General features: G+C 47.5%; 6 protein-coding genes. 3 read left to right on the top strand and 3 right to left on the bottom strand.

Annotated elements, in window-relative coordinates; all coding sequences use genetic code 11:
- Positions 1-131: 131 nt before the first annotated feature.
- The 3 genes from AC4E7D_RS06230 to AC4E7D_RS06240 all read left to right on the top strand — a co-directional run bounded on the left by AC4E7D_RS06230 (position 132) and on the right by AC4E7D_RS06240 (position 8589).
- The gene (locus AC4E7D_RS06230) at positions 132-7502 is read left to right on the top strand and encodes a T9SS type B sorting domain-containing protein (RefSeq protein WP_490172950.1); all 7371 of its coding nucleotides are present in this window, start codon (positions 132-134) and stop codon (positions 7500-7502) included.
- A gap of 398 nt (positions 7503-7900) precedes the next feature.
- On the top strand, positions 7901-8425 hold the full coding sequence (locus tag AC4E7D_RS06235; RefSeq protein ID WP_490172951.1) for a Dps family protein: 525 nt from the start codon (positions 7901-7903) through the stop codon (positions 8423-8425).
- A gap of 38 nt (positions 8426-8463) precedes the next feature.
- Complete coding sequence (locus AC4E7D_RS06240) at positions 8464-8589, top strand: hypothetical protein (RefSeq protein WP_490172952.1); 126 nt, start codon at positions 8464-8466, stop codon at positions 8587-8589.
- 120 nt (positions 8590-8709) lie between these two features.
- Here AC4E7D_RS06240 and AC4E7D_RS06245 read toward each other — a convergent pair whose 3' ends face one another.
- The 3 genes from AC4E7D_RS06245 to AC4E7D_RS06255 form a co-directional block, all read right to left on the bottom strand.
- Positions 8710-9477 carry a hypothetical protein gene (locus AC4E7D_RS06245; RefSeq protein ID WP_490172953.1) on the bottom strand — a complete coding sequence of 256 codons (768 nt, stop codon included), beginning with the start codon at positions 9475-9477 and terminating at the stop codon, positions 8710-8712.
- A 14-nt stretch (positions 9478-9491) separates the two neighbouring features.
- Positions 9492-10718, bottom strand: a complete 1227-nt coding sequence (hemA, locus tag AC4E7D_RS06250) for a glutamyl-tRNA reductase (protein ID WP_490172954.1) — start codon at positions 10716-10718, stop codon at positions 9492-9494.
- Positions 10719-10784: 66 nt separating this feature from the next.
- A complete protein-coding gene (locus tag AC4E7D_RS06255; protein ID WP_490172955.1) occupies positions 10785-11183 on the bottom strand; it encodes a c-type cytochrome in 399 nt (132 codons plus the stop codon).
- Positions 11184-11329: the final 146 nt, after the last annotated feature.

Consider the following 11329-nt stretch of genomic DNA (forward strand, 5'->3'; position numbering starts at 1 on the left):
CTGCTGCCGGTGTCCCTGGGTTCTTTACCTATCGTCTTATCAAAAATGGGGTTACGGTAGATACTTTCGGGCCCGATGCGGCCAGCAATTACACTTTTGCCAATGTAAGCCCCGGGATATACACCGTAAGGGTGGAGACCAACAAATGTAACGAACTCATTACCCTGGACATCAATGGGGACCCCATTGAAATTGGTAACGGGATCAGCCCGTTGGCCGTATCCGCAACAGCATCCGACAGCTTTGGTTGTGGAGCTGCTACCGTGGATGTCACTATAGAAACTTCCGGAGGTACGGCCCCCTATCGCTACAGCCTGGACGGGGGAAGTACGTTTAGTCCACCTTATGCCGGGACTACGGTCTTTACTGTAAGCGCTGCCGGGACCTACAATATTCTGGTGGAGGATGCCAATGGATGTACCCGGACCGCAAATGTGGATGTGGAGGATTTGCCCCCGCCAACCTTTACGGTCACTGCCCTTGATGCCAATTGCGGGGGTGTCAATGACGGAAGTATCCAGGTTAATGTGACCAATGGATTCGGGTATAACCTGGAATTCAGTATTGATAATGGAACCAACTACCAGTCCGGTGCAGTTTTCAATGGTTTGGCCCCGGGCAGCTACGATGTAGTGGTCAGGTACCAGCAGGGAAGTTTTGTCTGTACTACTCCATCCACCAATGCAACCGTGGGAACGCCTTCTACCATTAATGGAACGGCCACTGCAGATAGCATTCCCACATGTCTCAATGAAAATGGAGGACAAATTACCATCTCGGGTGTCTCCGGGGGTACCGCTCCATATGACTACAGTATAGGCGCTGGTTTCAGTGCAACCTCCGTATTCACCAATCTTGGCGTTGGGACCTATACTCCCCAGATCCGAGATGCAAACGGTTGTGTACAAACCCTTGCCCCTATCGTTTTTAATGCGCTGGACAAACCCACGGATCTGGACTTTACCATTTCCAATATCGACTGTCTTACCACTACGGCCTCGGTTACTGTAGCCGTGACAGACGGGACAGCCCCATTTACCTACGAAATTATCGCCCCGGCAGCTAGTGCCATAAATAACGGAAACAACAATGTATTTACAGGATTGGGACTGGGTACCTATACCTTCCGGGTTACAGACAATGAAGGCTGTTCTTACGACGAAAGCTTCGCCATTACAGATATTAGCTCGATCTCTGTGCAGGCACAACAGACCAAGGTGGTTACCTGTGTGGGAGACAGCGATGGGGAAGGCCGGTTCCTGGTAGACGGTTTTGACAATACCTATAGCTATAGTATCAATGCAGGGCCTTTAAATTCAGGGGAGACCAATGGTATTATATCCCTTGCCGGACTAACGGCAGGGAACTACGTAATTACAGTTACTGATGAAGATACCAATTGTACCGATACGGCCACGCTTGTTATTGAAGAGCCTTCCGTTGCCCTGGCTATCAGTAGCCTCAATGTAACCCCAATGAGCTGCCAAAACGGAAATATCGGTAGTGTAACTGTCAATACCGTTGGAGGATGGGGAGGTAACCGATATACGCTCATCCAGCCTGATACCTCTACCAGGGGGCCGAAAAATGGGAATACCTTCTCTAACCTTTCCCAGGATGGATTGTACCAGGTGATCGTTACGGATAACAACGGGTGTACCGTTACAGATAGCTTTACGCTGACCTCTTTAGCGTCTCCTACCCTGACCCTGGATGCCGGGGCATCAGATTTTTGCTATGACAATGTTGATGCTGCTACCCTTGTAGTCAACGCTGCAGGAGGCTTGCCACCCTATCAGTATCGTATCAATGGCGGTGTATTGGGTGGAAGCAACAGTTTTGCCGGCCTTACCCCGGGAAATTATACCATTCAGGTCGTCGACGCCAACGATTGCCGGGATGATGTCACCGTTTCCATAGAACCGGAAATAACTGCGGTCGCTACCACCATACAGCAGCTGGATTGTGGGGGGCCGGATGCCCAGATTCGCGTGGACATCAGCAATGGTTATCCGTCTGGAGGCGACTACGACTATTATGAAGTAAGTATAGACGGGGCACCGTTTACCACAAGCAACTTTAATATTACGGGTAACTCCTTTATTTATTCCATTCCCAACAATGGTTCTATTATCGCGGATACCACTTTTCAGTTTGAGGTTTACGATAGTGAGGGGTGTATGACCGTTACTAACGTAGTGACTATTTCACCTCCAGAAGCCATTGTGGGGGCTGCAGTGCCTACGAATACTACCTGTGGGGACAACAATGGGATCATTGAATTGGTACCGGATACGAATTTCGGGGTTCCGCCATATGAATTCAGTAGTGATAGCGGGGTGACCTATAGTACGCAAAATATTTTCTCCGGTTTTGCCCCGGGGACCTATAGCACTTTTATGATACGGGACAGCAGGGGTTGTACCACACCCTTACTTTCTGCTACCATAACTGCCAGTACACCAATTGATGCTGTGGTAAGTCCTGTACCTGCAACATGTGCCCTGGGCGTTGTAGAAGGAGGTGTAGATGTGACCAATGTATTGAATGGTACGGCTCCGTATACCTATACCTTGCAGGATGCTGCCGGTACTACCGTGGCGGTCGTTGGGCCAACTGCGAGTACCACAGCTAATTTCACTAACCTGGCACAGGGTAATTACACGGTTATTACCACGGATGCTGCAGGATGTCAGGACACTGATACGATTACCATCACGGAGAATACAGTAACTATAGTGCCTGTAGACAACAATCCACCTGATTGTACCTCAGTGCTCACAAATACCATCACAATTGTTGGTGGGGTAGGTCCATTTTTGTTACGCCTTGTTGGAGAAGGAGTACCGAGATATGCGCCAAATTCACCTCCGCGAACGCATACATTTAGCGGGCTTAACTTTGGTGTCACCTACTTTGTAGAAGTTGAAGATACGGCAACAGGTTGTATTTATATTGAAGAAATACCTCCTGTAGTTGGACCTTCTCCATTAACCGCCACAGCAACGGCAACCTCTGCTTCCTGTGACGTGGCTGGAAATGGGATTCTGTTTTACGAGATTGACGGATACTCATCTGCTTCAGTAGATATTACTATAACCAACACAGATACCGGAGCTATTATCTCTGGTCCCACTACTGTTGCGGTCCCCTTCCCGGGAGGGCCTTATGCTGACCAGATTACAGGATTGCCTCCTGGTAATTACCAGATACTGGTAGTGGATACTAACAATAGTTGTACCGCAGGTGCCCTGGCTACCATTGCCCAGGATATCCCTGCCCTAGTTGTTGATAGCAATATTCCTGCTACTTGTAACGTAGGTGCCCTGGTAACTGTCAGGGGCAATGGTGGAACCCCAGGCTATGAGTTTGCCTATGTGCCTACAGGCAATCCAGCCCCTGTGGCGTATAGTACAGATACTACCTATGAAATTGCGGGGCCGTATCCCGCTGATTACGACTTCTATGTCCGGGACAGCAATGGCTGTGTTAGTTTTACCACAGTAACGGTAACGCAAGCTGCCGGAGTTCCGAACCCCACGGTAAACGTGGTCAATCAGTGTACCGCCGTGGCCAATTACAACATTTTTGTGACCGCACCCCTGAGCACCGGATCGGGCCTTCCTGAAGAAACCTTTGAATATGACATCGGTGGAGGGTTCCAGAGCAGCCCCAACTTTACGGTGCCGAATCCTGGTGATTATACCATTGTTGTTAGGGATGGAAACGGATGTACCAATACCGTCCTGGCCAGGGTTTTCGATTTCTTTGCGATAACCGCGAGTGCCACATCGGAACCCACCTGTAATGCGGGTGATGGGGTGATCACCGTGAATACCACCGGAGGAAGCGGGAATTTCCAGTTCGATCTGGACGATGGGATCAATCCCGTGGTTACCCAGGTCAACAATCCGGTATTTACAAATCTGCCACCGGGAAATTATTCTATCCTGGTAACCGATTTGGATTCCAATACGGTTCCGCTCTGTACCGATACGGCTACAGTAGACGTTACGGTGGTAAACAATCCTGTGATTTCAGCTACCCCAAAAGGCGATATTACCTGTAATGGGGCCAATGATGGATACATCAACGTAGAACTCCTTCCGGGGACCGATACCGACAGTCCTTTCAGCTATGTGCTCTATGATGGCGGTACGGCCACAGTACTCCAGGGGCCGCAGGGCAGCTCCCTGTTTGACAACCTGTCGCCGGGGACGTATCAGGTGGAAGTGATTTCTGACAGGGGATGTACAGATCGTTCCGGGGATATCGACATCCTGGAACCCACACCCCTTCAAATTGCCACTACGGCAACGACCTTTACCTGTGATCCGAGCAGTAATCGATTTAATACCGCCACCATTACGGTATACACAGATACCAATGGCGATGGTACTGGAGCCAATACGGGTACTGGGCCCTATACCTACAGTATGAATGACGGTACCCCGGCTTTTGACGGTACCAATTTCCAGACGAGCAATGTGTTTGAGGTCATAGACAACGGGGCCGTACAAAATATTATCATTACGGCACGGGATCAGAACGGCTGTGAAATCACCGATACGGTTACCCTGAATCCTCCATCTGACCTGACCTTTAGCTTTAACGTAAATCCGATTACCTGTGATGCCACTGGTTTCGGCGTAAATCCCGGGTCTATAGACATCATTATCGACCAGGGGCCGGGAAATTATGATGTTGAGATCTTGCCGTTGGGCTCACAGGCCCCTCAAAATTCCGGAGGTAGTGATACGGTCACCTGGGCCATCAGTACTCCCGGGGATTACATATTTGCAGTAACGGATATTGGAAATGGCGGATGTACGTACCTGACCCCTGTTGTCAACGTACCCGACTACAATACCATTGAAGCGCTAATCGCTGAAGTGAAACCCGTTACCTGTTTTGGTGGGAATGACGGTGAAATTAGTATTCAGGTGAACAATTACATCGGCAGCTACAACTACGAGGTATTTTCCAGGGACAATACCGGGGTGGAAACCACTACCGGGGTTACAGGAACCTTCGATACTACCGTACCGGGACAGAATCCCGGCGTGATTGGGGGCTTGCCTGCAGGGACCCTGGTAGTGAGGGTTGAGGCCCTGGATACCCCTTTCTGCGATACCTCAAGTAATGTGGCTACTGTTCGTCAGCCAGACCGCGCTTTGACCGTGGCCCTTCAACAAACGGCTGAGGTGACCTGTGCAGTACCTGGACTTGGAGAAATTTTTGCCACAGGTGACGGCGGCTGGGGCGGCTATGAATTCCAGGTGATTGCCCCGGATGGAACTACGATTATCCAGGATTTCCCGGATACGAATACCACCTTCAGTGGCCTTTCGGACGGCACCTATACGGTCAATATACGAGATTCGGAAGGTTGTATCAGCACGAATACCATTGATCTGGCCTTGCCTACACCTATCTATGCTGATATACAAATCACAAATCCCCTGCGCTGTAACAATGACAATGACGGGGAAATAGAGGCCTTCAACATCAGTGGCGGACAGGGACCGGGCAATTACCTGTTCCAGCTAAACCGCCTATCTGATGGCAGTAGCAGTGGATTGCAGACGACACCCACCTTTGGGAACTTATCTTCCGGTGACTATACCATTACCGTTTACGACGGATGGGACTGTAGCTATACTACTGTACCGATCACCATCATGGACCCCGAAGTTGTTGTGGCAGAATTAGTGGAATTACAACCCCCGGGTTGTGGCGATTTCGGAATCATGGAGCTTACGGTAACCAATCCGGAGCCGGGTGTGAGCTATTTCTATCGCAGGTCCGGTACTGCAGATCCTTTTGTTCCTTTTGACGCGACAGATCCCCTTGCTACGTCGGTTCAGATAACAGAAGACATTACTATTGATCCCGGACCGTTCCAGTATGACGTACAGAATTCCAATGGCTGTCCGTTTGAAAAATCGAACCAGATCTCCCTGGATCCGGCAGCACCATTAGTGATTGCATTGGATTTGGCCAATGCTACCATCAATTGTGCAGGGGAAGCCACAGGGATCATCCGTTCTGAAGCTTTTGGGGGCATTGGTAACTATTTCTATACCCTGCTGAATTCAGATTCACCCCCCAGCCCAACGCCGGGTAATACGGTGAGGAGCGCCCAGTCTTCCGGTATCTTCCGTGACCTGGGACCCGGGACCTATTGGGTATTTGCCCAAAGTGGTGGCTGTACGGCCATTTCAACGCCTATCACCATTACAGATCCTCCACCATTAGTACTGGATTACCTGGAGGCCGTGCCGGTTAGTTGTTATGGAGATACAGACGGACAACTCATTATTGAAGCCAGCGGGGGAACGGGAGTGATCCGATACTCCATAGCCGACCAGTTGAGTGAATTCTTCGAGGGGGATGATCCTATGTTCCCGAACCGTAAAACTTTTACGGACCTGGCCCCGAGAAGTTATGAAGTGATTATACAGGACGATTTGGGTTGTACCATTACCCAGACCATTACCATAACCGAACCTACTGAACTCGTGGCCGGAATCGCCGATTCCACGCCGGAAACCTGTCTGGGCGATGCAGATGGAACCGTTACCCTGCAGGTTAATGGAGGAACACCTCCTTACGAGTTTGCGGTGAATTCGTCTGACCCTGCTGATTTCGCACCCAACCCCTCCCAATTCTGGGATAATCTTGTGGGAGGTGATACCTATGTCATTTTCGTCAGGGATGCCCAGGGTTGTGAGACCAATGTTATTGTTCCTGTGGGCATTGGTGTAGACCTTATGCCAGAGGCCCTGGTTAGCTATGGATGCGAGGGGATCTTCCCGACCAACTCTGTTGAGGTGGTGGTTCAGGACAGCGGACAGTATCCTTTCCTGCTCTTTGCCCTGGATCCTGCAGACCCAACCGATGCCATTACGGCACAGGCCAATGATGTCAGGACCTGGGGAGAACTCACTCCAGGGGATCATACGGTGTATATCTACCACCAGAATGGCTGTACTACCTTTGTAGATTTCACCATAGATGCCTACGACCCGCTTACCCTTGACGTGGTAAAAACCTCGCCAAATGAGATAACGGCTACCGCCAGTGGTGGCTTTGGAGGCTATGAATATTTCTTTAACAACGTTTCTTACGGAAGTGACAATGTTTACAGTACCAATCAGGATGAGAATGTAACCGTACGCGTGGTGGACCAGCGGGGCTGTGAGGCCGTAATGTCGTTCCCATTTGATTTTACCGGTATGCTGGATATCCCGAATTTCTTTACCCCGGATGGGGACAACAATAACGATTTCTGGTACCCCCGTAACCGGGATTATTTCCCGAACCTGGAGGTGATTATCTACGATCGCTACGGTAGGGTAGTGGCCAGGCTCGACCAGGTATCCAAATGGGATGGAAATTATGACGGGAAACCTGTACCTACGGGAGACTATTGGTACGTTGTAAATGCAAACGATAAAGAAAAACAACAATATGTAGGGCATTTTACCCTATACCGATGATATAATTCGATGTTATGCTAGGCAAAAGGGGTTGCACTTTGGGGAGCAACCCCTTTTCATTTTTACAGCCTATCATACCTACAAACTTCACTATTCCTAAATCCCTCGGCAAAGCAATTCCTGCGGTTCAATATTTTAGAATATTCTCCTTAAAATTGGGAATAATCTAAATAATATCCATAAAATTCGTTAATAAGTGTTAAAAATTTGAATAATACGCAAAATATATTATATTACAGTATGCATTCAAAAGCAATACACTTCACAAGGAAGAGCGCCTTCTAAGGTGCCAGATCAGAATGGGGGACCTACCCCGAAATCAATCATTATCATTATTGCATTTATCCTGTGGCTTTCTGCTACAGGCAACCAATGTTCACTTAAAACTCACAGATAAAATGGAAGACACAAAAATTTTAGATAAGAAAATAAAAAAGCAAAATTCAAAAGATAAAACCTATAAGAAACTCGGGTTCACCTACCTGGACACCGCTGATATCGTTGTTCGTTTAAAGCAGGTGCTCGCCAATTATCAGGTACATTACCATAAGTTGAGAAAATACCACTGGAACGTGGAAGGACCGGATTTCTTTGAACTGCACGGGGAGTTTGAGAATGACTATAACGATATAAAAGAGAAAATAGACACTGTCGCGGAGCGAATCCGGGTATTCGGCCTGAAACCCATGATGAATATGAAAGATGCCATCCACCTGTCCAAATTAAAGGAGACCGAAGAAGAATTGTCGGCCCTGGACATGGTAAGGGAAATCCTGTCAGATTATGAGATCATGCATGAAGATCTGCTTGAAGCCTTAAAAGTATCACTGGACACCGGAGATTCCGCTACCGAACTCATGTTGAACCAGTTTATCACAGATTTAGAAAAGAGGAATTGGATGTACACTTCCTGGTGTAAATAGAAAGAATAGCGGGAAAGAAAAACACAAAAAAATCAAAAATGGAAAAGAAATATAAAAGAACAGTCAAACGACGTAATATCCTCGGATTTGGAAAAATCTTCCAAAATACCAGGGCCTTCAGCCTGGATTCCGAAAACATAAAGGAACATCAGGAAAAGGAATAGCAACCCTGCTATTTAGAAGGACAATTAAAAAAAGGGCTTCTCTGATCGGAGAAGCCCTTTTTCAATAAAAAACGAGTTAGTTAATTAGGGTTTTCTGGTATCATCCGGAGGCTAACCAAATTATTGGCTTACCCCGTTTTCCAGGAGTACTTCGTAGGTGTATCCGGCCCCAAAGTCTTTGTTTAATGCTACTCTGGCACGAAAGGTAACGACCTCCCCGGGAATCACTTCTTCTGTTGAAGTAAGAACTAATTTTTTGTCCTTTTCATCCAGATCCTGGAGGTGGATCCAGTTCCGGTTCAGGATGCCCGTATTGATCTTAGTGCACTCACCTTTAATTTCTACCAGCTTCCCTTCAAATTCTCCTGCATTATCCAGCAAGTTGCTTATGCTGGTCTTTTTTACAATCCCGGAACCAAGTGGGGAATGGAACCCTTCCTTTTTCCCGGCAGATGCATCACCCTTTGGGGGAGGTGCAACTTTGCCCTTCGGTTTCAGGTTTTTGCCATGGGCTTCGGGAACCAATTGTGTAACCAGATACAGCGTATCAAAAACCTTGCGCAATTCCTTACTCTCAAAATTTGTCTTTACCAGGGCTTCGTTATAATAGTAGACTTCACCAACAGCGACTTCTGAAGGCCCTGTGGCCATCCAATAGGAGGCGTCCCCTTCTTTTACACGGAGATACAGGTATTTGGAGGAAGGCTGGACTTCCTCTACGATTACCTCATGTACATCCATTATAATATTCTTATGATCTTCCGCTATACTCGACCTTGCTTCAATGGGAAACGGTCCCTGTTCTTTAGGGTTTTGCTTGCAAGCTACCAGCGATGCGGTGAGGATAAGGCATAGTAAGACGGAAGTAAATAATCGATTTATCTGCATAGTTGTTTTTGAAATTAATTGGAAAAGTCCGGGATCAAACGCTTAACTCTATCCTTAACCCTGGTAGATTCTTCAAGGCACATGGGATCTTTCAGCATTTTACGGATTATCTGGTCAGCGAGGGTTTCCAGTTCTTCTTTACTGTACCCCTCAAGTAATGGTGTATTTTTTAGTATGTGGATCGTTTCTTTCTTTCGCTTCGCCAGCAGATCCCGAAAAGGTTGTTGACGATACCAGTCAACGATAGACTTCCATTCTTCCTGAATGATGTGCTCTACTTTTGCTACTGCCTTGATACGGGAAGCACGATTTTCCTCTAAATGGCTACTGATATTGTCCAGATCAGAAAACAATACATTATCCTGCTGCTGCAGACCTGGGTCGATATTTCCTGGAACAGCGAGGTCCACCAGTACCACCTGACGATCTTTGGCAATACCCTCCCTTATCAGGGCAGCCCGGTTACTCACAGCGCTGATTATGACATCAAAATCACTCAGACGTTGTTCCAATACATCTTTCCAGGAAAATACCTCAAGCCCATGTCTACTGACCAAAGGAATGATTTTTGTCTCTGTCCTGTTCGTAATCCATACATTTTGGTACCCAAATTTTGAATTGTATTTGAGCAGCTGTTGTACAATATCCCCAGCTCCTACAAGTAGGATCTTCTTCCTAGGGGCCTCGGGCCCATAACAGCCTGCAACAACTTTCAGTGCCCTGTAGGCGGTTGAGGTGGTACCGTCCCGAAAGACCGTTTCATTACTGATGCGTTTGTGGGAACGGAAGACGGTTTGTACAGCGCGTTCCAGTAAAGAACCCTGGAGGCCTCGTTCCAGAGCAAGATGATAGGCCTTTTTTACCTGGTGGAGGATTTCCGCATCCCCCAGTACTGAGGATTCCAGTCCGGCTGCAACGCGCAGCAGGTGTTTCACCGTACCTTCTGTCCGGTCCCCGGTAGTAAACAAGCGTTGCTCATTCTGATCAACATTCTGTTGTACAAATTCCAGGAATTTATCCCGGACTTCGCCGGCCGTCGTGGTAACAGATTCAAAGTAGATTTCGGTACGATTGCAGGTTACCAGCAACAGCAGAGAGGAGAGGTCGGGAAAAGACTTCACCAATATATCGGTAAGTGCCCCTTTGGTATCCGTTGCCAGATGGTAACATTCCCTGCTGGCAACAGGAGCAGTCCTGTGTGATATGCTTACAAATCGTAAATAGCAATCCCTGTGTACCATAAAAAATACAGCTTTTGCTGGCCTGCTTTTTGGCTAAATCGCAGGCCAAACAAATGTGTTTTTTAATTATTCTTTTAAAGTTCTCATGTAGTTGACAATCAGCCACATATCCTCTTCATCGGGGATTTTCTTTTCGTAATTGGGCATGTCATACCTACCGATATAGCTTTTGTAGAAGATTTCCCCGTCTGTTTGGGCGTGAAACTCCTCAGAAGAGAAATCTCCCAAATCACCTTTAAGGCCGCCGGACTTAGGACCATCTCCATACCCTTCGCTGCCGTGACAGGACTGGCAATGCTTTTTGTAAAGCACCTTCCCAATGTTCAGGTCAACAGAAGGGTCGGTAGGGTTTTTCATATTTACATACTTCTCAGGTACTACCCATTCATCCTGGAATTCTGAGGTAAACGCAACGAAGGCCAAAGAAGCTATACATAGCGTTAATACAATTGGCATTCTTTTCATAGTACTTAATTTATAGTTGTTGATGAATTTACAATTTTCAAGTATTTATATTTATTTCCTATTCCGATTTCTCTGCCTCCAGGGCTATTTTTTTACCCTCCTTTTTAATTTTTATCAGATTCACTATGGTGTAGGCGAAATTTGCC

This window comes from Lentiprolixibacter sp. (assembly GCF_982873095.1).